Origin of the sequence: Pseudarthrobacter sp. NPDC092202, assembly GCF_044755505.1 — a bacterium.
Lineage (GTDB): Bacteria > Actinomycetota > Actinomycetes > Actinomycetales > Micrococcaceae > Arthrobacter.
Map to the genome: position 1 here is coordinate 90,053 of NZ_JBIVRG010000008.1, position 21,657 is coordinate 111,709.

Here is a 21,657-nt window from a genome sequence, read left to right on the forward strand (position 1 = left end):
TGTTCAGTTGTCGGTGCGCTTGCGTACTTCGAACTCTGTGACGGTTACGGTGCCCTCGCCGGCGAACACGCCTATTCCGCCGGCGGGGAGGTCGTAGATGCGGGTGCTGAGGGCAACCTGGCGGTCCACGACGGCGACGCACAGGTCGCCGTCCACCACCACTTCCAGCGTGTGGCTGCCGGGCGAAAGGTCGCAGGGACGTTCCAGCTCGATGGCGTAGGGAACGTCGCCGGAGACATGCCATTGGGCCTCCCCGGTGATGGCCCTGGGCCACCGGTCAAACACCAGGCGTCCACGCTTCGGCTCGAGGCGGAGGATGTAGGAGTGGTCACCGTCCGGGCTGGCGCGCAGCAGGATCCCGCATTCCGTGGTGCCCGGCTGGATGTCCAGCACCGCTTTGGCATAGAACTGCGTGGGCAGATCGTTCGCTGCGAGGGCGGCGCTGTAGGAGTCCGGTACGTCCAGCCGGATGGGCAGCGGGCGCTCCAGCTCAAGCGGGACCCCGTCCCAGAAGCTGTCCACCAGCTCGTCCGCGAGGCCGAACGCCAGGGTTCCGTCGGAGTTCTGCCGTGCCTCCAGCACGGACATGGTGCCCGCCCACTGCCAGGCGCCGTCGTCGCAATTGCCTTCCTTGCTGGCAATCCAGCCGAAGAAGAACCGACGGCCGTCCCGCTCCGCCGTCTTGGAAGCGTAGAACGCACGCCCGTCGATGCTGTCCAGGTCCGGGACGGTCCACGGTCCCGTGGGCCCCTTGGCCATCCGGTACCGGGTGGTGAAGGTTTCGGAAAACTCGGAGTAGACCATGTACCACCAGCCGCCCCACTCGAACACGTCAGGGCATTCATGGGTGATGTACCTGCGGGGATCCCAGAACGGCTCTGTGTGCTCCCAGGTCATCAGGTCAGTGGAGACGCACTGGGCGATGACGCCGCGGCGGCGTTCGGGGCCGCTGGAGTGCCGGGCCGCCAGGAGCATCCGCCACAGGCCGGCTGCCTCGTCACGGAAGACGAACGGATCCCGCCAGTCCCCGGATTCGAGCCCGTCCGGCGCGCCGAACGTAAGCTCGGGGTGCTTGACCCAGGTGCCCATGCCATCCGTGCTGGTGGCGTGCATGACCAGCTGCAGCGGCAGTCCGTCCGTACCGAGATTGCCTGGATTCTGCCCCGTATAGAACAGGTGATGGATGCCTGACTCGTCAGCAACGATGCTTCCGGTGTAGCAGTTGAAGTCCAAGTCCTCCATGGTTCCGTGGGGGAGGGCAACGCCATGGTCCTGGAACTGGGTGAGGTCCTTGGTGGTTACCAGGTTCCAGGCCGTGCCGGGCTTCGGGTCGGTGCGGACCTCATGAAGGTAGAAGAGCCAAAACTCCCCGTCCTTTTGGAAGGGGATGAGGTCGCCAACTCATGCATCGGCGGGCTGAAAGAAGACTGGGTAGCTCATCGGCGTTGATGTCCATTTCTGCTAAAGCGTTTGATCACCCTGAAGCTAGCGCGAAAAGCGAGGCCGATCAAGCGTTTTAGCAAAATTATTTCCGAAGCCTGTTTTGCGACGTTCTGTGGCGGGGACCGCTTTTGCTGAAACGCTTGACCGTGCGGTTGCTGCTGGGTATGTTCTTCTGCTAAAGCGCTTAAGCATCCCGGTGATCCCATCAGCGAACCAGCGACGGTTCCGTCACCCCGAGCGCCCGGCGGAGCAGCCGCCCCTGAGAGGAAGTCAACGATGACACATGCCTTTTCCCGCCGCCACGTCCTGCAAGGTACCGGCGCAGGAGCACTCGCCCTGTTCGCATCCGGTGTCGGCGCCGCATTGGCCTCACCGGCCCGGGCGGCGCAGGGCTCGCAGCGGGCCGTTTACCACATGACGCCGCCGTCCGGCTGGCTGTGCGACCCGCAACGCCCGGTATTCCTTGACGGCAAGTACCACCTCTATTACCTGCACTCCACGCAGAACAACGGCCAGGGCGGCTGGGACCATGCCACCACACCAGATGGCGTCGCATTCACCCACCACGGAGATGCGCTGCCGCTGCAACCAGACTTCCCCGTGTGGTCCGGATCCGCAGTGGTGGACACGGCCAACACGGCGGGCTTCGGCGCGGGGGCCGTCGTGGTCCTTGCCACCCAGCCCACCGGCGGCATCCGCAAGTACCAGGAGCAGTACCTGTACTGGTCAACAGACGGCGGCTACACGTTCACTGCGCTGCCTGACCCGGTCATCGTGAACACGGACGGCAGGGCCGCGGTCACGCAGGCGGAAATCGACAACGCCGAATGGTTCCGGGACCCCAAGGTCCACTGGGACGCGGCGCGCAGTGAGTGGGTCTGCGTGATCGGCCGGGCACGGTATGCGGCCTTCTATACGTCCCCGAACCTTCTGGACTGGCAGCTGAAGCGCAACTTCGATTACCCCAACCCCGCGCTGGGCGGAATCGAGTGCCCAGACCTGTTCGAGATGACGGCCGACGACGGCACCAGCCATTGGGTGCTCGGCGCCAGCATGGACGCCTACAGCATCGGGCTGCCCATGACCTACGCCTACTGGACAGGCACGTGGGACGGGGAGCAGTTCCTGGCCGACGACGTCACCAATCCGCAATGGCTGGACTGGGGCTGGGACTGGTACGGCGCGGTGACGTGGCCGGCTGCAGAAGCTCCCGCGACACGGCGGTACGCGATCGGCTGGATGAACAACTGGAAGTACGCCGCCCGCGACGTTCCCACCGACGCCTCCGACGGGTACAACGGACAGAACTCGATCGTGCGGGAGCTGCGCCTGGAACGCCAGGGAGGCGGTTGGTACAGCCTGCTCAGTAGCCCGGTTCCAGCGCTCTCGAACCACGCCAGCTCAACCACCGCACTCCCGGACCGGGCCGTGAACGGCAGCTACGTCCTGCCGTGGAGCGGCCGGGCCTACGAGCTGGCACTCGACATCACCTGGGACACCGCCACGAACATCGGGGTCTCTGTGGGCCGCTCAACTGACGGTGTCCGCCACACGAACATCGGCAAGTACGGCAGCGAGCTGTACGTGGACCGTGCGCCCTCGGACCTTGCCGGCTACTCGCTGGTCCCATATACCCGGGCCGCGGCGCCCGTCGACGCCGGAGCACGGTCAGTGCACCTGCGCATCCTTGTGGACACCCAGAGCGTGGAAGTCTTCGTCAACGCAGGCCACACGGTGATCTCGCAGCAGGTGCACTTTGCGGACGGAGACGCCGGGATCTCCTTCTACGCGGACGGCGGGCCTGCAACCTTCTCCGGCATCACCATCCGCTCGTTCCAGTAGCCTGCCACGGAGAACGGCGGCGACCCCGCGAAGGTGGGGGCCGCCGTCGTTCTTGCCGACAGCAAAAGGCCTGCGCTGATATTGCCTGTGGGTGATTTCACGCCACGCTTGCTCCTTGAGAGTATTAGCCATGGCTTCGAACAATGAGCGCGAACCCGACGTCGATGCTGAAGCGGGCCACGGCGGCGTCCAGTCAGTGGACCGTGCCCTCGCGGTCCTTGAGATCCTGGCGCGGGATGGCCACGCCGGCGTGAGCGACATCGCCGAGGAAATGGGCATCCACAAGTCCACGGTTTCGCGGCTGCTGGGCTCACTGGTGGGCCGGGAAATGGTGCACCAGAACAGTGAACGCGGAAAGTACCAGCTGGGATTCGGCATCCTGCGCCTGGCCAGCTCCATCCCCGGCAGGTTGAGCCTGGTCCGGGAGGCCCGCCCGGTCCTGGAGGCCCTGGCGGACCAGTTCAAGGAGACCGTGAACCTTGCCGTGCTGCGCTCCAACTACGCGGTGAACGTTGACCAGGCGATGGGGCCCTCAACGCTGGCCACGTATGACTGGGTGGGCAGCCTGACCCCGCTGCACGCCACCTCCAGCGGCAAAGTCCTGCTGGCCGCGCTGTCCGCCGATGACCGGGAGCGGATCCTGAAGGAGACACGTCTGCCGGCACGGACCCCGCGCACCATCACCAACCGCAAAGAGCTTGAAACCGAGCTGATTGCCGTGGCCCGGGACGGCTACGCCGTCACCCGGGAGGAGTTCGAAATCGGGATCAATTCCATGTCCGTGCCGGTGTACAACCACCTGGGAACAGTCATCGGCGCCATCAGCATCTCCGGTCCGGCCTTCCGCTTTGACCCTGCGAAAGAGCCGGGGCTGGCCGGGGGCCTCAAGGAGGCGGGCCTCCAGGTGAGCGCCAAGATGGGCTATACCCCGCGCTGATGCGCCGGCGTCCCTGGAGAGGATAAGGGAGCCGCCAGGGCGCCCCACGCCGGCAGCGCTTAGAGATCCTCTTCGAGCCGGGCGGTGAGGATCCGGTTGGCGTTGGCCTGCAGGATGCCGAGCGATTCCTGGATCAGGGGCGAGGCGATGCTGCCCCGGCGCACCGCGGCCACAATGCGGCGCGTGGGTTTGGCCGTGCCGGTGATGCGCAGCCGGACCACGTTTTCGGCACCATGCAGGGGCGCCAGCCGGGGGAGCAGGCCGACGCCCAGCCCCGCACCTACGAATGCGATGTGGGTTTCCCACTCGATGGCTTCATGGGCAATCCGCGGTGTCACCCCCACTGCCGTGAACGCCGCGGTGAAGAGGGAATGGTAGGTGGAACCCGCGGCCTCCGTGATCCAGGGTTCCGAAGCCAGCTCTTCGAGCGTTGCTGTCTCCCGCGATGCCAGCGGATGGTCACGGGGAATGATGACGTCCAATGGGTCGTCGAGCAGGACTCTCTGTTCGAAGCGCGGATCGTCCTCACCGTAACTTTCGGACTGCATGGCGACAATGACTGCAAGGTCGATTCGTTCCGCAACCAACAAGTCGAAGCAGCGGGCCGGATCAGCCTCAAGAACCTGCACTTCGAGCAGGGGGCGTGTGGTGCGCAGGGCAGCGGCCAGCGGCGCGAGCAAGTGGGCGGCTGCGGAGGAGAATCCGCCGAGGCCAAAGTGGGGCTGCACCTGGTCGCCGGCCTCCATGGCTGAGGCACGCAGGCTCTCCCACTGGGCAATGAGCGGATCCGAACCCGCCACCAGGAAGCGTCCCGTGGCGGTAAGCCGCACGCCCCGGCCGTCCTTCGCCAGCAGCTGCATTCCAAGCACGCGCTGGAGCTCCCGCAATTGCGCGGAGACGGCAGAGGGGGAATAGCCCGTGAGCTCCGCGGTCGCGCCTATGGTGCCGCACCGGGCGAACACGCGGAGGGTGATGAGCCTTGGGTCGATCATGCACTTATTCTGCATGGTTATCTTCAAAATCTTGCGCTTTTGTTGCAGTTCGTGTGTCCCTAATCTCATCACTACAAGGTCTTCGACCACGCCGCTGGCACCCGCGACCCCGTGGTTGACACGCAACACCCGCTACCCATGCCTCCCGGGAGAAAACCCATGACTGCTTCAGTGAACGTGCCCCTCAATTCACGCGGAAAACTCGCTGCATCATTGCCTGCCGAGCAGCTGGCAGAAATTGCCGCGTTGTTTGAGTTCCGGCGCACCGGTTACTCCCTCGATGCCCCCTTCTACACCAACCGCTCGATCTTCAACATCGACATGGAGGCGATTTTCGGCCGGCACTGGATCTTTGCCGCCAGTACCGCGGAGCTGCCGGAGCCTGGCGACTACGTCACTGTCGACTACGGGCCCTACTCCCTGATTGTGCTGCGCAATGACGACGGCGGCGTGAACGTCCTGCATAACGTATGCCGCCACCGTGGCGCCCGCGTGCTCACCGAAGCTGCCGGGTCAACGGGAAACCTGGTCTGCGGCTACCACTCCTGGACCTACTCCCCGGAGGGCAACCTGATCCATGCCTCCGCGCCGGGGGAAACGAAGTTCGACAAGAGCTGCTTCGGCCTCAAGCGCGCCCACGGCCGTGAGGTCGCCGGACTGATTTTCGTCTGCATTGCGGATGAACCGCCGGCGGACTTCGACGAAACCGCAAAGATCTTTGAGCCCTACCTGGCGCCCCACGATCTCTCGAAGACAAAGATCGCCTACCAGCAGAACATCATCGAAGAGGGCAACTGGAAGCTCGTCATGGAGAACAACCGTGAGTGCTACCACTGCGACGGCCATCCTGAGCTCGCCTGCTCCCTCTTTCCCACCTGGGGCCTGACGGAGGGCCTGGTCCCGACCCATCTTGAGGAAGTGTGGGACCGAAACAAGGCGGCCCAGGCCTCCCTCGAGGAGCGTTGCCGCCGCTACGGCCTTCCCTACGAAGTGGTCGAGCAGCTTGACACGCGCATCGCGGGAATCAGGATCTCACGGGAATCGCTCGATGGAGAGGGTGAATCATTCTCCGCCGACGGGCGCAGGCTTTCCAAGAAGCTGCTCGGCGACTTGCGCGACTTCCGCCTGGGCCGCTGCTCGATGCACCTGCAGCCCAACAGCTGGTTCCATTTCCTCGGCGACCACGTCATCACGTTCGGTGTCTTCCCCATCAACGAACACCAGAGCCTGGTACGCACCACGTGGCTGGTGGCTGACGATGCCGTGGAAGGCGTCGACTACGACCTGGAAAAGCTCACCTACACCTGGAAGCAGACAAACCTGCAGGACAAAGCGTTCGTGGAACTCTGCCAGCAGGGTGCCAACAGCCCTGCCTACGAGCCCGGTCCCTACATGAAGAGCGAATACCAGGTCGAGGCCTTCATCAACTGGTACGTGCAGCGCGTCCAGGAGCACTTGGCATGACCGAACTCCTCACTGAAACGGCAATCCAGGAACCACAGCGTATCCGCGGTCTTGAGATGCCGTGGAACAGGGTGATGGGAAGCACCGAGACGCCCGCCCGGGCAGCCCGTGCTTTGGGCCCATGGCATCCGCAGGAGTTCACGGCCGAATGCGTCGAGATCGTTCCCGAGGCCGGCGCCATGATGACCTTCGTGTTCCGCCGCTGCGACGGTGCGCCCCTGGCGTTCCGCGCGGGCCAGTACGTGAATGTCGCGTTTCCCGTGAATGGCGAGGACCAGGAACCGGTGGACCGCAGCTACTCGCTGTCCAGTTCGCCCACCCAGCCGTGGACCTTCAGCATCACAGTCAAGTGCGACCCCACGGGACTGGTCTCGCCATGGGTGCACGAGAACGTCAAACCCGGCACCGTTCTTGAGATGCTGGGACCGGTTGGAGCATTCCACCTGCCCGATGCGGACCGGCGGGCACGATATCTCTTGCTTGCCGCCGGCGCAGGCATCACTCCCATCATGTCCATGGTGCGCACCATCCACTCCCTGCCCGGACACGCCGACGTTGTGGTGCTCTACCACGGCTCGGATGCTGGAGGCTTTGCCTTCCACCGGGAACTGGCCTATATCGCCTCCGTGGACCCGCGCGTCAAGGTCTACTACTCCTTGGGCGACCGCAGCGTACCGGAGGGGTGGGAAGGACTCAGCGGAAGGCTGACGGCGGCCATGCTCGAGGAGGTGGCCCCAGACGCCAACGGCCGCCAGGTGTACGCCTGTGGTCCTGAGGGTTACCTGAACACCGCCACCGAGCTCCTCAAAAAGGTCGGTGTCGACGACACCTCCATCTACATGGAGTTCTTCTCCGGAGACCGCCAGACGCTCCTTGAATACCAGGCGGAGGTGGCATTTGCAGCCGACGTCGCGGAGGAGATCGCCGAGGAGATCGCCGAATCCGCCGAGGACTACTTTGAAAGCCAGCCCGCCGCGTTCGGGCTCTACGAGCCCGGCTACGACGCCGACGGGACACTGCAGGCCTCGGGGCTGCCGCTGGAAGTCAGCAACCCGGACGTAGCCGGCACCGACCCCTCCGCCGACACTCCGGGCGGGGAGCCGGACGCCGGTTCCCCTGACGCCTCGAGCTTCGACACCGTGGGAACAGGCAGCCTCACCATGTCCTTCATGCGTACCCGCATCAATGTGCGGGTCGACCCCACCGAGCACATCCTCGAGGCGGCCCAGCGTGCGGGTGTCCGGATTGGCGCGAACTGCAAGGAAGGCATGTGCGGCTCCTGCAAGGTCGTCAAACTTTCAGGGGAGATCGAGATGAACCACCAGGGCGGCATCCGGGCACGGGAAATCTCTGCCGGCAAGTTCCTGCCCTGCTGCTCCGTTGCGCAGACGGACTTGGTGATCGATGCCTGACCCCTGTTCCGGCCCATCGCCAAGGGACAGCCGAAATCCCCGACATAGGGCTTAAGAATTCGGAAAAACCTTGACATGCGAGTGTGGCCCAAGCCACGCTGTTGCTTATTGCGAGACGTGTTGATCTTTGCGGAACAAATGCCGCGCGAAGCCAAACCCACTCTGAGGACGAAACTTCAACATTCCGACCGGCACGGGGACGCCGGATTACAACGCCGATGTATCCGAATTAAGGACTTAGACATGGCACTAAATACCGGTACCGCCATCCAGGATGGCACCAACGATCCCGCTGTCGACGATGACAGCAAGGTAGTAGAGCCCGAAGTGCTGCACGAAAACGATGGGCAGCTGCTTCAGGAGCTGCGTGAGAGTGAGACGGATCTTTCCGCCGGACGACGACCCCGTCGCTCGCTCGAGGGGCTTGACAAGGTTACGTTCGGTGTAACGGGTGCACTTGCGCTGGCCTTCGTTGTTTGGGGTTTCGCAGATTCCGCATCCCTGGGCACGGCCTCCACCGCCGCACTCGGATGGGTCATCGAGAACACTGGCTGGATCTTTGTCAGCCTGGCATCCCTTTTCGTTATCTTCGTCCTGTGGCTGGCCTTGGGGCGCTTCGGCACTATTCCGCTTGGCAGGGATGGTGAGAAACCCGAGTTTCGGACCATGTCCTGGATCGCGATGATGTTCAGCGCAGGCATGGGTATTGGCCTTGTCTTCTACGGCGTTGCTGAGCCGCTTTACCACTACGTCGCTCCGCCGCCCGGAACAGTACAGGGGGTTAGCCCCGAAGCCATACAAACTGCCATGGCAACCTCGATCTTCCACTGGAGCATCCATCCCTGGGCGATGTTCGCGGTGGTTGGCATCGCGATGGCATACAGCACTTTCCGGCTTGGCCGGCGCCAGCTCATCTCCTCGGCATTCACTTCTCTCTTCGGGAAGCGGGCAGAAGGGCCGGCGGGCAAGGTCATCAATATGCTGGCTATCTTCGCCACCCTTTTCGGAACGGCTGCTTCCCTGGGCCTCGGAGCCCTGCAGATCGCCAGCGGCCTGCAGTTCAACGGCTGGGTTGGTGAGATCGGATCCCCTGTACTGGTCCTGATCATCACCGCGCTGACCGTCCTCTTCGTGATCTCGGCAGCCTCAGGCGTCGCCCGGGGTATCCAGTGGCTTTCCAACATCAACATGGTGCTTGCCCTGGCCCTGGCGGCAATCGTCTTCCTTGTCGGTCCCACTCTGTTCATCCTTAACCTGATTCCCTCAGCCGTCGGCGATTTTGTGCGGGATTTGCCGACCATGGCTTCCCGTACGGAGGCCGTGGGGGACGAGGCGCTCCGTGAATGGATGTCCGGCTGGACCATCTTCTACTGGGCCTGGTGGGTGTCGTGGGCACCCTTTGTCGGTATCTTCATCGCACGCATCAGTCGCGGGCGTACCATCCGCCAGTTCGTCACCGGCGTCCTCCTGGTGCCCAGCGTCGTCAGCGTCATCTGGTTCTCCATTTTCGGCGGCACCGCTTTTGACATCCAGCAACGTGCTGATGCGACGCCGGACAGCACCGACGGCCTGGTTGACATCGTTGATGGTGCACCGAGCATTTCGTTCCAAGGCGCGTTGTTTGACTTGATCCGGAACCTGGAAGTTCCGGCGGCGGTCGGCATCGGCATCGCGCTGCTGGCCATGGTCCTCATCGGCATTTTCTTCGTCACCAGTGCCGACTCGGCCTCCATCGTCATGGGGTCACTCAGCTCCAACGGACAGTTGGAACCGTCAAAGCGGGTGCTTGTTTTCTGGGGGGTCCTGACCGGAGCCATTGCCGCTGTCATGCTGCTGGCAGGCGGGGACGACCCAAGTGCGGCGCTCAACGGGTTGAAAAACATCACCATCGTCTCCGCACTTCCCTTCGCCATAGTCATGTTCCTGCTGTGTTTCGCGTTGGTTCGGGATCTCCGGCGTGACCCCATTTCCCTACGGCACCGTCTGGCGGAGTCTGTCGTTGACCGCGCTATCCGTGCCGGCGTCGATGAGCACGGCGGTGTCCAGTTCGATCTTGTGACAAAGCATGAGTGTGACGACCACTGCGCGGACACCACGCGCTGCCCTGGAGACTCCACAGGCCAAACGCCCGTTGTTTCCACCAAATCCAAGCCCGACACCAGCACCCAGGAGTAAACCTTGACCATTGTTCTTGAAAGCCGCTCACCTGGCAGTGCGACTGCCGCGGCGGGTGCCGCAACCGCCGCAACCCGTAAGGCCGAATTCGTCCTGACCCTGTCCTGCCCGGACAAGCCAGGCATCGTCAGGGCCGTTACGACGTTCCTGGCTGACCGAGGCTTCGACATCGTGGAGCACAAGCAGTTCGATGACCACGTCAGCGGCAATCTCTACCTCCGTACCGCCTTCACGGCAGGAGCGCCGGCAGACACTGACGTCCCGGACACTGTCGAAGTTCTCACGGAAGCGTTCCAGCCAATCGGCGAGGACTTCGGAATGAACTTCACCATCCACGACGGCAGGCCGCAGCGCCTGCTGGTGATGGTCTCGAAGTTCGGGCACTGCCTCAACGACCTCATCTTCCGGTGGCAGGCCGGCAGCCTTGGCGCCGAAATCGCCGTCGTGGTTTCCAATCATGAAACCCTCCGCCCCATGGCTGAGGCTGCAGGGCTGCCCTTCATCCACGTTCCGGTCACCGCCGAAACCAAGCCCCAAGCCGAAGCCCGGCTGCTGGAGCTGGTGGCGGAGTACGACGCGGACCTCGTTGTCCTGGCCCGCTACATGCAGGTGCTGTCCAACGAGCTCTGCGGAAACCTGCGCGGCCGTGCCATCAACATCCACCACTCGTTCCTGCCCGGCTTCAAGGGTGCCAAGCCGTACCACCAGGCCTACGACCGCGGCGTGAAGCTAGTCGGCGCCACTGCCCACTATGTGACGGCGGACCTGGACGAGGGTCCCATCATCGAGCAGGAGGTCTTCCGCGTGGACCACAGCCTGGATGCGGACGCCCTGGTAACCGTGGGCCGGGACGCGGAAACACAGGCGCTGGCCCGGGCCGTGAAATGGCACTGCCAGCACCGGGTCCTGCTCAACAACACCCGCACCGTCGTCTTCCGCTAACGCGAACACCAAGCCAACAGGAGAAACAACACCCATGAGCTCATCACCACGCGTTGTCATCATCGGCGCCGGCATTGTCGGAACCAACCTTGCCGACGAACTCGCCACCCGGGGCTGGACCAACATCACGGTGGTGGAACAGGGCCCGCTGGAACTTGCCGGCGGCTCCACCTCGCATGCGCCCGGCCTGGTGTTCCAGAACAACCCGTCACGGACCATGACCGAATTCGCCACCTACACGGTGAACAAGCTGCTCGCCCTGAGTAAGGACGGCGAGTCCTGCTTCAACCAGGTGGGTGGCCTTGAGCTGGCAACCACCCCCGAGCGCCTGGCCGACCTCAAGCGCAAAATGGGCGTGATGACCTCCTGGGGCGTCGAAAGCCGGATCGTCGATGCCGACGAATGCGAAAAGATCTACCCCCTCCTGAACACCGGCAAGCTCACCGGCGGCCGCGAGGTCTTGGGCGGCCTGCTCATCCCCACCGACGGCCTGGCCCTGGCCGCCCGTGCGGTACAGCTGCTGATGGAGCGCTCCAGCGAGGCGGGCGTAACGTACCAGGGCAACACCACGGTGACCGGCATCGCCCAGGAGGGCGGCAAGGTGACCGGCGTGGAAACTGACAACGGGCTGATCCCGGCGGACATCGTGGTGTCCTGCGCAGGTTTCTGGGGCCGTGAACTCGGCAAGATGGTCGGCCTGGAAGTCCCGCTGCTGCCGCTGGCCCACCAGTACGCCATCAGCACCCCGCTGCCCGAACTCGCGGGCGTCAACGAGCTCCCCAAGGGCGCCAGCAAGCCCATCCTGCGCTACCAGGACAAGGACCTGTACTACCGCGAATGGGGCGACCGCATCGGCATCGGCAGCTACGCCCACCGCCCCATGCCGGTGGACATGTCCGCCCTGCCGAAGGTCTCCGCAGAGGAAATGTCGGACCACCGCATGCCCTCCCGCCTGGAGTTCACCCTGGAAGATTTCCTGCCCGCGTGGGAGGACAGCCAGGACCTGCTGCCTGCGCTGCGCAGCTCTGAGATCCAGGACGGCTTCAACGGCATCTTCTCCTTTACCCCGGACGGCGGCCCGCTCATGGGTGAGGCCCCGGACCTCCAAGGCCTTTTCGTGGCTGAGGCTGTGTGGGTGACGCACTCGGCCGGCGTGGCCAAGGCCATGGCTGAGCTGCTGGTGGAAGGCCGGTCACGCACCGACCTGCACGGCTGCGAGCTCACCCGCTTCGAAAAGGTGCAGACCTCCGACGCCTACGTCAGCGAAACGTCCCAGCAGAACTTCGTGGAAATCTACGACGTGATGCACCCGCTGCAGCCCAGGGAATCCCCGCGGGACCTGCGCGTGAGCCCGTTCAACGTCCGGCAGAGGGAGCTCGGGGCCTTCTTCCTGGAGTCCGCCGGCTGGGAGCGCCCGCACTGGTTCGAGGCCAACCGCGGCCTGCTCGAGGAACTGCCCGCCGAATGGCAGGCGCCCGAGCGGGACGAGTGGGCAGGAATGTTCTCGTCCCCCATCTCCGCCGCCGAAGCGTGGAAGACGCGTACCGCCGTCGGACTTTATGACATGACTCCGCTGAAGCGGCTCTCCGTCGTGGGTCCCGGCGCGCAGGCGCTGCTGCACCGGCTCAGCACGGGCAACATTGCCAAGAAGCCGGGTGCCGTGACGTACTGCCTGCTGCTGGAGCACGACGGCGGCATCCGCAGTGACGTGACCGTCGCACGGCTGGCGGAGGAGGACTTCCAGCTGGGCGTCAACAGCAACGTGGACTTCGACTACCTCCGGGTGGAGGCCCGGAAGCAGTCGGCCGCGGATCCGGCCCAGTGGGTGCATGTTTCCGACATCACCGGCAGCACCTGCTGCATCGGCTTGTGGGGCCCGCTGGCGCGTGAAGTGATCGGCAAGGTCAGCTCCGACGACCTGACCAACGACGGGCTTAAGTACTTCCGCACCAAGGAAATCTCCGTTGGGGGCATCCCGGTCACCGCCATGCGGCTCTCCTACGTGGGCGAGCTCGGCTGGGAGCTGTACACCACCGCCGAATACGGGCTGAAGCTGTGGGACCTGCTGTTCGAGGCGGGCCGGGAACACGGCATCATCGCCGCTGGCCGCGGCGCGTTCAACAGCATGCGGCTCGAAAAGGGTTACCGGCTGTGGGGCACGGACATGACCTCCGAGCACCACCCGTACCAGTCCGGCCTGGGCTTCTCGGTGGCCAAGGACAAGACGGGGTTCGTGGGTGCTGAAGCGCTTGCTGAGCGCAAGGAACAGCCCGCCACCCGCACGCTGCGCTGCCTGACGGTCGACGACGGAACGTCCATCGTGCTGGGCAAGGAACCTGTGTACGTGGACGGTTCCGCGTCCGGTTACGTCACGAGCGCCGCTTACGGCTACTCCGTGCGGAAGCCGATCGCCTACGCGTGGCTGCCGGTTTCCGTGTCTATCGGTGATTCCGTGGAGATCGAGTACTTCGGGAAACGGATCGCCGCCACGGTCTCGGCCGAGCCGCTTTTTGATCCGGGCATGGAGCGCCTCCGCGGCTAGCGCTTCCTACTCCCGCGAGATGGCATTTGACGGCAGTCCCGGCGCGGGACATTGCCATTAAGTGCCATCTCGCGGGTAGATCTGGCGGCTGCGGTCCTGGGTGCCTGGCGGCATAACCTTGCCTCGCCGCGCTCCTGGTGCTTGGCTGGAGGGATGGCTGATGAAGAAGTTTCCAAGAACGTTCCTTCAGACGAGCACCTGCGGCAGGACGTCGCACCGAACGCCGGGGGAGAGCCCCAAGAGGCGCCGGACAGCGGCTTTACGCCCGGACAAACCAACGCCGGGCAGCAGGTGGGAGGGCTCGCCTCCGCCAGCGGCTACGGTAAGGACTTGGATCCCGAGGCCGAGCACGACGGCAACAACCCCGTCTAGGCACGCCCTGCCGTCTTGGGCTGCCGACGAGATGGCAGTTAACGGCAGTTCGAGCCTCCGGGATTGCCGTTAACTGCCATCTCGCGTTTTGTTATCGGGCCGCGACAGGCTCCAGTTCTTCGGACGACTCCTGGCCAGTGGTTTCCGCGAGGTGCGGCACGAACCGGACGAACATGGCCTTGAAGCCGGGGGTGTTGGATACCCGGGCCACGTTTTCCTTGTGGACCAGGGCGTTGGCTTCGGGGAAGTACGCGGCCGCGCAGCCCTTGGCCGTGGGGTAGGCCACCAGGCGGAACTTGTCCGCCTGCCGGTCGTGGCCGCGGAAGGTGCTGACCACGTCCACCAGGTCCCGGTCCTTGAAACCCAGTTCCACCAGGTCCTCCGGGTGGATCAAGATGACCCGGCGGCCGCCGGAGATGCCGCGGTACCGGTCATCGAGGCCGTAAAAGGTGGTGTTGTACTGGTCGTGGCTGCGGATGGTCTGGAGCACCAGGTGCCCGGCCGGCGGGGTGAGGTATTCCAGCGGGCTGACCGTGAAGCGGCCCCGGCCGATGTCGGTCTTGAAGGACCGGGTGTCGCGCGGCGGGTTGGGCAGCACGAACCCGTTCTTGGTCCGGACCCTGGCGTTGAAGTCCTCGAAGCCGGGCAGCACGCGGGAGATGTGGTCCCGGATCACGTCGTAGTCCTCGGCCATGGACTTCCAGCCCACCGGGTGATCAGGGCCGAACGTCGCCTCAGCCATCCGCGCCACGATCACCGGTTCGGCGAGCAGGTGCTCGGAGACCGGGGTCAGCCTGCCCTGGGTGGAGTGCACCACGGACATCGAATCCTCAACCGAGAGGAACTGGGCGCCCTTGGGGTGCTTGTCGTCCTTGTCCGTCCGGCCCAGGGTGGGCAGGATCAGTGAAGTGCGGCCGTGCACGATGTGGGAGCGGTTGGGTTTGGTGGAGATGTGCACCGTCAGCCCGATCCGCTGCATCCCGGCTTCCAGGGTCTCGGTGTCGGAACAGGCCAGGGAGAAGTTCCCGCCCATAGAGACGAACACGTCCACCTCGTCGCGTTCGAACGCTTCCATGGCCTCCACTGCGTCGTACCCGTGGTGGCGAGGCGAGGTGATCCCGAACTCGGTGTCGAGCGCGGTGAGGAGCCATTCCTTGGGCTTTTCCCAGATGCCCATGGTCCGGTCGCCCTGGACGTTGGAGTGCCCGCGGACCGGACAGGCCCCGGCGCCCGGCTTGCCGAAGTTGCCCTGCAGGAGCAGGACGTTGACCATTTCCTTGATGGTGTCCACTGAGTGGGGCTGCTGCGTCACGCCCAGAGCCCAGCAGAAGATGGTGGCCTTGGAGGCCGCCAGCATGGAGGCAACTTTTTCGATCTGTTCCCGGGCCAGCCCCGTGGCCTTTTCGGTTTCGGCCCAGTCCAGCTCCCCGCGGGCATCGCGGTAGGCGGCGAACCCGTCCGTCTGCGCCTGGATGAAGGAATGGTCGACGACGGTTCCCGGGTTCCGCTCTTCCTCCGCCAGGAGCAGGTGGCCCAGGGCCTGGAACAGCGCCAGGTCACCGCCCACCTTGATCTGCAGGTATTCGTCGGCGAGCGGCGTTCCGCCGCCCACCACGCCGGAGACGGTCTGGGGATCCTTGAAATTGAACAGGCCTGCCTCGGGCAGCGGGTTGACCGCCACCACCTTGCCGCCCTTGTCCTTGCACTCCTTCAGCGCGGACAGCATCCGCGGATGGTTGGTCCCCGGGTTCTGTCCCACCACGAAGATCAGCTCGGAATCGTGGATGTCATCCAGGGACACCGTGCCCTTGCCGATGCCTATCGTCGGGTTCAGGGCAGAACCGGAGGACTCGTGGCACATGTTGGAGCAGTCCGGCAGGTTGTTGGTACCCAGCGCCCGCGCGAACAGCTGGTACATAAACGCTGTCTCGTTCGCGGTGCGCCCGGAGGTGTAGAAGACGCAGCGGTCGGCCGTGGTGGCGCGCACATGCTCACCTATCAGCTCAAACGCCTCCGCCCACGAGATGGGGGAGTAGTGCGTCTCACCTGCCCGAATCACTACGGGTTCACTCAGCCGGCCCTGGTTGCCCAGCCAGTATTCGGTCTTCGTGGAGAGCTCGGCGATGGAGTGCTTCGCCCAGAACTCGGCGCCGACGGTCCGGAGGGTGTTCTCCTCGGCCACGGCCTTGGCGCCGTTCTCGCAGAACTCAGCGGTCTTGCGCTTCTTGTCCGATTCCGGCCACGCGCAGCCGGGGCAGTCGAAACCGCCCCGCTGGTTCAGCCGCAGCAGCGAGTGCGCCGTGCGGGCCACGCCAGCCTGCGCCACGGCACGTTCCAGTGCGACCATCACGGCCTTCACGCCCGCTGCCTCGGCCTTCGGCTTATGGACTTCCAGGTTGTCCTCGTCAATATCCGCAACGGGGGCGGGCTGCTTACCGAACTTCATTGTTCCAACTTCCTTACCGGCACAGATCCTGCTGGTGCCTGCTTTTACTGCCCTGCGAATGTACTGCTGCCCGCTGCGGCGCTACGGAGGCGCGCCAGGCATTCCCGGCGCGCCCCGCGCGGGTGGCTTGTGCCGCCGGTTACTGCGAAACCTTTGCCAGCGTTTCCTTTTCCGCCCCGATGGTGGTGTTGTCGCCGTGGCCGGTGCGGACCACGGTTTCGGGAGGGAGGGTGAGCAGGCGTTCCCGGATCGAGGCCAGGATGGTGGGGTAGTCGCTGTAGGACCGTCCGGTGGCGCCCGGGCCGCCGTTGAACAGTGTGTCCCCGGTGAAGACCGTTGCTTCGCTTTCCAGGTAGAAGCAGGTGGAGCCGGGGGAGTGGCCGGGTGTATGGATGGCCCGCAGGACAGCCCCGCCCACCTCGAACACGTCCCCGTCGTTCAGTTCCCGGTCCGGCTTCGTGTCCGGGTAGACCTGTTCCCAGAGGACCAGGTCCTCGGGGTTCAGGTAGATCGGGGCGCCTACGGCCTCGGCAACCTCACGCGCAGCGCCGATGTGGTCGTTGTGCGCGTGGGTCTGAAGGATGGCAAGGACCTTCCGGCTCCGGACCTGGTTGATGATCGCGGCGGCGTCGTGCGGGGAGTCGATAATCACGCACTCCTCGTCATTGCCTACGATCCAGACGTTGTTGTCCACGTCCCAGGTGCCGCCGTCGAGCGAAAAAGTGCCCGAGGTGACCAGGTTCTCGATGGTGACCACTAGAGCTCCACCACCGAACGAAGCACCTTGCCCTCGTGCATCTTGTCGAAGGCTTCCTCCACCTGGTCGATGGTAATGCGCTCCGAGACGAAGGCATCCAGGTCCAGGTTGCCCTGCTTGTAGTGCGCCACGAGCATGGGGAAGTCTCGGGAGGGCAGGCAGTCCCCGTACCAGGAAGACTTGAGGGAGCCGCCGCGGCCGAAGACGTCCAGCAGCGGCACTTCCAGCTTCATGTCCGGCGTCGGGACGCCCACCAGGACCACGCGGCCGGCGAGGTCGCGGGCGTAGAACGCTTGCTTGTAGGTTTCGGGACGGCCGACGGCGTCAATCACCACGTCCGCTCCGTTGCCGTTGGTGAGGGCCCGGATGGCCTCGATGGGGTCCTCTTTGCTGGAGTCGATGCCGTGGGTGGCGCCGAGCGACTTGGCCATCTCCACCTTGTTCGCATCGATGTCCACCGCGATGATCGTCGTTGCACCTGCCAGCTTGGCGCCGGCGATCGCGGCGATGCCCACACCGCCGCAGCCAATCACCGCGACGGACTCTCCGCGCTTGACCTCGCCGGTGTTGATGGCAGCGCCGATGCCGGCCATTACGCCGCAGCCCAGCAGCCCGACGGCGGCAGCATCAGCCTCCGGATCCACCTTGGTGCACTGACCGGCGGCAACGAGGGTTTTCTCGGCGAAGGCGCCGATGCCAAGGGCGGGAGAGAGTTCGGTGCCGTCTTCCAGGGTCATTTTCTGGGTGGCGTTGGCGGTGTTGAAGCAGTACTGCGGCTGGCCCTTGGCGCAGGCGCGGCATTCACCGCATACGGCACGCCAGTTCAGGATCACACGGTCACCGGGGGCGATGGAGGTAACGCCGTCGCCTACGGCGCTGACAACACCGGTGGCTTCATGGCCCAGCAGGAAGGGGAAGTCATCGTTGATGGCGCCCTGCTTATAGTGCAGGTCCGTGTGGCACACGCCGCACGTCAGAATGTCCACGAGGGCCTCGCCCGGGCCCGGATCCGGCACCAAGATGGTCTCCACTGACACCGGAGTGTTCTTTTCCTTGGCGATAACTGCCTTGACTTTATGAACCATGATTCCTGTGTTCCTTTCATGGGCCGGACAAAGGTCCCGGCCCGACTACCAAGTCTAGAAGCTGTGGCCTCTCCGGGGACTACCCAAATGGGCGGGTGGCGGGCAACCAGACGGGTGGTCGGGCCACGCAATCTCCTCCAGCCCGTTGCCGCTAATTGCGTAATGCACAACACGATGCGCACAGCGCTTACTCGAAATATGTCAGTCGGCATTGGGGGTGTCAATAGACCGCCCGCGCGTAGGGGGCGTAAAGCGAGAGCACGCCAAGGGGTGATTGGAATACTGATGCAACTCTATTGCATCTGCGACAACTGCAGTGATCCGGTGCGTACGCCGCTCCGAGTGCCGCGCAGGCCTGGGTCCAGTTAGCGCACTGCACACCTCTTACGAAGAACCAGAAAAAGTATCCGCTCCACAACCATTGACCGTGGCGGCCATCACACCTTAGTCTGTTGCAACAGCGTTGCGCTGAATGCAACCCCAAACACTTTGGTGGATACATGAGTAACGAAACTTCCTCCCCATCCCGCCGCCGCTCCCCGGGCGGCACCCTGAGTGATCCGCGCCCCACCCCTGCCGACAACGCCGTCAGCAAGGAAACCAGGCGCCGGGTCATCGCTGCCAGCTTCATCGGCAACTTCGTTGAATGGTTCGACTACGCCGTCTATGGCTACCTGGCCGTCACCATCGCAACGGTCTTCTTTCCGGAATCCGATCCGCAAACCGGGCTGCTGCTGACCTTCGCCCTCTTTGCCATCTCGTTCCTGGTACGCCCGCTCGGCGGATTCATCTGGGGCCACATCGGCGACAGGGTGGGCCGGCGGACGGCACTCTCCCTGTCAATCCTCATCATGTCCGGAGCGACGTTCTGCATCGCCCTGATCCCGGGCTATGACACGATCGGCATCTGGGCGCCCGTCCTACTCCTGATCATCAGGGTGGTCCAGGGCTTCTCTGCCTCCGGCGAATACGCCGGCGCCTCGGCCTTCCTGGTGGAGTACGCCCCCGCCAACCGCCGCGGCCTCTACGCCGCCGTCGTCCCCGCCAGCACCGCCGCCGGCCTGCTCCTCGGTTCGCTCATGGCCGGCCTGCTGACAACCTTGCTCTCCTCCGACGCGATGCAGAGCTGGGGCTGGCGGCTGCCCTTCCTGCTGGCGGCCCCCATGGGCCTGATCGGCCGGTACATCCGGACCAAGCTTGAGGACACCCCCGTGTTCCGGGAACTGGCCGCCGAGGACCATGCCGTCAAGGCCCCTGTGTCCAGCCTCTTCCGCAACCACTGGCGGCAGCTGCTGCAGGCCGTCGGCGCGGTGCTGCTCAACGCCGTCGGCTTCTACGTGATCCTCAGCTACATGCCCACCTACCTGTCCTCTGAACTGGGCCTGGGCGAAACGGAATCATTCCTGGCCACCACCATCGCCCTGATCACCTACATCGGCTTCATCTTCCTGACGGGCATGCTCTCGGACCGGTACGGGCGCAAGAAGGTGCTGATCAGCGCTTCGGTTGCCTTTATTGTCCTGACCGTCCCGGCCTTCGCACTGCTCGGCACCGGCAACTTCCTGGTCATCGTCCTGGTCCAGATCCTGCTGGGCGCCATGCTCACCCTCAACGACGGCACGCTCCCCAGCTTCCTGGCGGAAATGTTCCCCACCCGGGTCCGTTACAGCGGCTTTGCGGTCAGCTTCAACCTTTCCAACGCCCTGTTCGGCGGCACCGCCCCGTTCATGGCAACGCTCCTCATCGCCGCAACCGCCAGCGACCTGGCACCTGCCTGGTACCTGGTGGCTGCCGCCGTCGTCTCCCTCATCGCCGTGTCCCTCTCCCGGGAAACCTGCAAAGAGCCCCTGCGGCACGAATAGCTTCCCTCCCTAAACCAAACCAACCGCACCTCAAGAAATGCATTAGAGAAAGGCATCGCCACGATGACCATCACCACCGAGAACGCCACCACCGTCGCCGAACTCGAGCGCACCAAGATCCTCAAGAATGGCGAGAAAGTCAGCCTCACGTTCTCCGATACCGAGTTCGAGCGCCGTCTGGCCGGCCTGCGCCGCATCATGGCGGAGAAGGACCTGGACGCCGTCGTCCTCACCAGCTACCACTCCATCAAGTACTACTCCGACTTCCTCTTCACCACCTTCGGACGCTCCTACGGCATGGTGGTCACCAAGGATGACGCCGTCACCGTCACCGCCAATATCGACGCCGGCATGCCTTGGCGCCGCAGCTACGGCGACAACATCGTGTACACGGACTGGCGCCGCGACAACTACATCTTCGCCATCCAGGAGGTCCTGCGGACCCGCGGCATCAACCCACGCCGCCTCGGCGTCGAGGACGACTCGCTGCCCCTGGACAACCGCAACAAGATCCAGGCGGCCTTCCCGTCCGCCACCCTGGTGGACGTGGCCCAGGCAGCCATGCGCCAGCGCATGATCAAGTCTGCCGAGGAAATCGAAGTCATCAAGCACGGCGCCCGCATCGGCGACCTGGGCGGCGAAGCCATCCGCAACGCCATCACCGCGGGGATCACCGAGTACGAGGTTGCGCTGATCGGCACCGAGGCCATGGTCCACGAGATCGCCCGGACCTTCCCCGACTCAGAGATCCGCGACACCTGGGTGTGGTTCCAGTCCGGCATCAACACCGACGGTGCCCACAACTGGGCCACCACCCGCAAGATCCAGGAACACGACATCCTGTCCCTGAACTGCTTCCCCATGACGTCCGGCTACTACACGGCGCTGGAGCGGACGCTGTTCTACGGTGAACCGGATGCCCGCTCACTGGAGCTGTGGAACATCAACGTGGAGGTCCACAAGCGCGGCCTGGAGCTGATCAAGCCGGGAGCCGTCTGCAAGGACATCGCCGCTGAGCTCAACGAGATCTACGTGGGTTACGGGCTCCTGGCCAACCGCACGTTCGGCTACGGCCACTCGTTCGGCGTCCTGAGCCACTACTACGGCCGCGAAGCCGGACTTGAGCTCCGCGAGGACATCGATACGGTGCTGGAGCCGGGCATGGTGGTCTCCATGGAACCGATGATCACCGTCCTGGACGGCCAGCCGGGCGCCGGCGGCTACCGCGAGCACGACATCCTGGTGGTGGGCGAGGACGGCGCGGAGAACATCACCAAGTTCCCGTTCGGCCCCGAGCACAACATCATCGGCGCGTAATCTCCTCCCCGGCGTCAACGAACACCCGGAAGCGGCGCCAACCCCCTGGCGCCGCTTCCGGCCCTCCCT

Annotated in this window: 15 protein-coding genes; 10 read left to right on the top strand and 5 right to left on the bottom strand. The window is 64.5% G+C overall.

Features of this window, described 5'->3' with window-relative positions:
- Positions 1-3 precede the first annotated feature (3 nt).
- Positions 4-1,389, bottom strand: a complete 1,386-nt coding sequence (locus tag ACIQF4_RS13480) for a family 43 glycosylhydrolase (RefSeq protein ID WP_400517029.1) — start codon at positions 1,387-1,389, stop codon at positions 4-6.
- 330 nt (positions 1,390-1,719) lie between these two features.
- Between ACIQF4_RS13480 and ACIQF4_RS13485 the strand changes: the two genes are divergently transcribed.
- The gene (locus tag ACIQF4_RS13485; RefSeq protein ID WP_400516993.1) at positions 1,720-3,285 is read left to right on the top strand and encodes a glycoside hydrolase family 32 protein; all 1,566 of its coding nucleotides are present in this window, start codon (positions 1,720-1,722) and stop codon (positions 3,283-3,285) included.
- 130 nt (positions 3,286-3,415) lie between these two features.
- Positions 3,416-4,222, top strand: a complete 807-nt coding sequence (locus tag ACIQF4_RS13490) for an IclR family transcriptional regulator (RefSeq protein ID WP_400516992.1) — start codon at positions 3,416-3,418, stop codon at positions 4,220-4,222.
- Between the two features lie 59 nt (positions 4,223-4,281).
- Here ACIQF4_RS13490 and ACIQF4_RS13495 read toward each other — a convergent pair whose 3' ends face one another.
- Entirely contained in the window at positions 4,282-5,214 is a 933-nt protein-coding gene (locus tag ACIQF4_RS13495) for a LysR family transcriptional regulator (protein WP_231457880.1), read from the bottom strand.
- A gap of 159 nt (positions 5,215-5,373) precedes the next feature.
- Here ACIQF4_RS13495 and ACIQF4_RS13500 point away from each other — a divergent pair, with 159 nt between their 5' ends.
- The 6 genes from ACIQF4_RS13500 (at position 5,374) to ACIQF4_RS13525 (ending at position 14,121) form a co-directional block, all read left to right on the top strand.
- Positions 5,374-6,678 (top strand): SRPBCC family protein, encoded by a 1,305-nt coding sequence (locus tag ACIQF4_RS13500; RefSeq protein WP_400516991.1) that lies wholly within the window; start codon positions 5,374-5,376, stop codon positions 6,676-6,678.
- Positions 6,675-8,090 (top strand): ferredoxin reductase, encoded by a 1,416-nt coding sequence (locus tag ACIQF4_RS13505; RefSeq protein ID WP_400516990.1) that lies wholly within the window; start codon positions 6,675-6,677, stop codon positions 8,088-8,090. Before ACIQF4_RS13500 ends, ACIQF4_RS13505 begins: the two co-directional genes overlap by 4 nt.
- A 243-nt stretch (positions 8,091-8,333) precedes the next feature.
- Entirely contained in the window at positions 8,334-10,265 is a 1,932-nt protein-coding gene (locus tag ACIQF4_RS13510) for a BCCT family transporter (RefSeq protein WP_400516989.1), read from the top strand.
- A 3-nt stretch (positions 10,266-10,268) separates the two neighbouring features.
- Positions 10,269-11,207 carry a formyltetrahydrofolate deformylase gene (gene purU, locus ACIQF4_RS13515; RefSeq protein ID WP_231457876.1) on the top strand — a complete coding sequence of 313 codons (939 nt, stop codon included), beginning with the start codon at positions 10,269-10,271 and terminating at the stop codon, positions 11,205-11,207.
- Between the two features lie 34 nt (positions 11,208-11,241).
- Positions 11,242-13,749, top strand: a complete 2,508-nt coding sequence (locus tag ACIQF4_RS13520) for an FAD-dependent oxidoreductase (RefSeq protein WP_400516988.1) — start codon at positions 11,242-11,244, stop codon at positions 13,747-13,749.
- Between the two features lie 153 nt (positions 13,750-13,902).
- Positions 13,903-14,121 carry a hypothetical protein gene (locus ACIQF4_RS13525; protein ID WP_400516987.1) on the top strand — a complete coding sequence of 73 codons (219 nt, stop codon included), beginning with the start codon at positions 13,903-13,905 and terminating at the stop codon, positions 14,119-14,121.
- A gap of 91 nt (positions 14,122-14,212) precedes the next feature.
- Here the strand turns inward: ACIQF4_RS13525 and ACIQF4_RS13530 are convergent, their stop codons facing one another.
- The 3 genes from ACIQF4_RS13530 to ACIQF4_RS13540 form a co-directional block, all read right to left on the bottom strand.
- Positions 14,213-16,567, bottom strand: coding sequence for an FdhF/YdeP family oxidoreductase (locus tag ACIQF4_RS13530; protein ID WP_400516986.1), 2,355 nt, complete (start codon positions 16,565-16,567; stop codon positions 14,213-14,215).
- 139 nt (positions 16,568-16,706) lie between these two features.
- On the bottom strand, positions 16,707-17,324 hold the full coding sequence (locus ACIQF4_RS13535) for an MBL fold metallo-hydrolase (RefSeq protein ID WP_400516985.1): 618 nt from the start codon (positions 17,322-17,324) through the stop codon (positions 16,707-16,709).
- The gene (locus ACIQF4_RS13540; RefSeq protein WP_400516984.1) at positions 17,324-18,409 is read right to left on the bottom strand and encodes an S-(hydroxymethyl)mycothiol dehydrogenase; all 1,086 of its coding nucleotides are present in this window, start codon (positions 18,407-18,409) and stop codon (positions 17,324-17,326) included. Before ACIQF4_RS13540 ends, ACIQF4_RS13535 begins: the two co-directional genes overlap by 1 nt.
- Positions 18,410-18,909: 500 nt before the next feature.
- Between ACIQF4_RS13540 and ACIQF4_RS13545 the strand changes: the two genes are divergently transcribed.
- Complete coding sequence (locus tag ACIQF4_RS13545; RefSeq protein WP_400516983.1) at positions 18,910-20,271, top strand: MFS transporter; 1,362 nt, start codon at positions 18,910-18,912, stop codon at positions 20,269-20,271.
- Positions 20,272-20,334: 63 nt separating this feature from the next.
- Entirely contained in the window at positions 20,335-21,588 is a 1,254-nt protein-coding gene (locus ACIQF4_RS13550) for an aminopeptidase P family protein (protein WP_400516982.1), read from the top strand.
- Positions 21,589-21,657 lie beyond the last annotated feature (69 nt).